Annotated in this window: 1 pseudogene; it reads right to left on the bottom strand. The window is 36.3% G+C overall.

Features of this window, described 5'->3' with window-relative positions:
* Positions 1-296 precede the first annotated feature (296 nt).
* Positions 297-1,447: pseudogene (locus F9856_RS11935) on the bottom strand (IS110 family transposase).
* Positions 1,448-1,687 lie beyond the last annotated feature (240 nt).

The raw sequence follows: 1,687 nt of genomic DNA, 5'->3' as shown, positions 1-1,687 counted from the left end.
TTTTTGACTTAGTCGAGTTCTTTATACGAAGACTCAAAAGAATGCAAAAACTCCCTCCCTATGATAGAATCAAAGCGAAAAAAATTTTGTATTTAGGCTACTAGCTCGTCCCTAGTAGTCTTTTTCTGTGCTAAAAATTCAGAATACGTTATCTGCTCTTTTAAGAGACAAACTATAAGAATTGTCAATAGTTTGTTCTAAATTTTTTTAGAAAACTTTAGAATGTGTTTTAGACATGACAAAAAGCCTTTTAAAACAGTTGTTTTAAAAAGTCTTTTATCTCTGCTTTTGTTGGTTTATCTCAGTTTAACTTCATCAAAAGGTTCACTATTTTTAAGTAGGTGAAACAGTACTCGAATGAGTTTCTTAGCGACATGAGAAATAGCGACATTGAAGTGTTTCCCTTGCTCTAACTTAATTCTAAAGTAAGCTTTAAACGTAGGGGAGTATCTAACTACTTTAATAGCAGCTTGTATGAGTGCCCAACGTAGATGCGATGAGCCTCGTTTGACCATGTTCCCTTGAGTATCTAGTTGTCCAGATTGGTAGATAGAGGGTTCTAATCCTGCAAAAGCTTGTAATTGGGCTGGATTAGTGAAAGTATTAATGTTTCTGATTTCTGCTAAGATGACAGAGCCAAGGCGATTACCAATTCCAGGTATCGTAGTGATGACCGAGTTGAGCTCAGCTCAGCCATCAACTCATCAATCTTCTTTTCGGCTTGTTTGATGAGTTTTTCGTAGTGTTGGATGTTCTCAATGATTTCAACCAATTCAAATTCACGAGCAAAAGAAGTTGTGCCAATAGAATTTGGAGCTAGTTCGAGAATATCCAACGCATGTTTAGCTGTTAATCGTTTAATCTCAATAAGTTTATCAAATCCAGCAGTTACCATTTTCTCAGGAGAAGGGAAACATTTGAGCAACTCATAGACATAGTCAGAGTGTTTAGAAACGACCTGATGTAGTTCAGGGAAAATGATATCTAAACACTTGGTATATTGGACTTTCCAATCTGATTGATGTTTCTTTAAACGATTCATGTGACGTGTCATAATCTTAAGTTCTTCTTGCTTGTTGTCATGCATAAATAGGGCACGATTAGGGTCAGAAAGCAACTTAAGAGCTATTGTACGTGCGTCCTTCTTATCTGTTTTCGTTTTACGAAGTGAGAGAGATTTTGTAAATTCCTTGATGAGTAAGGGGTTATAGGTGTAAATCGTATAGTTTTTCTGATGTAAGAACGTTAAGAGATTTAAGGCATAATGTCCAGTATCTTCCATGGCGATAAGACAGTCTTGTCTAAGCTGTTTCAAGGTGTTATGAAGTAGTTCAAATCCTTGTTTACGGTTTGTAATAGTGATAGGTTTCAATACCATTTTCCCTGTGTTATCAATAACTGTCACATCGTGTTTGTTTTTAGCGACATCAATGCCAACATAGAGCATAAGAGTACCCCCAGATATTAAGTATTAAGCCCACTTGGTATCCACTTACTTTTTGCCTTGTCACCTTACTGAAGATTAAACGTCTAGCGTTATCAAACTCATTACCAATTGAAACAAAAAGCTGTGGTTAGAGCCTCTCTGAAATCGTCAAGCGATTGGAGAACGTACTAATCCACAGTGGCTTTTTCCAAGTATAACACTTGGACTTTGGCAGTAGCTAACTGCACTAAATATAATATA

Source organism: Streptococcus suis, assembly GCF_016743335.1.
GTDB classification, from domain to species: Bacteria; Bacillota; Bacilli; order Lactobacillales; family Streptococcaceae; genus Streptococcus; species Streptococcus suis_Y.
This window is presented reverse-complemented; position numbering and strand designations above follow the sequence as displayed.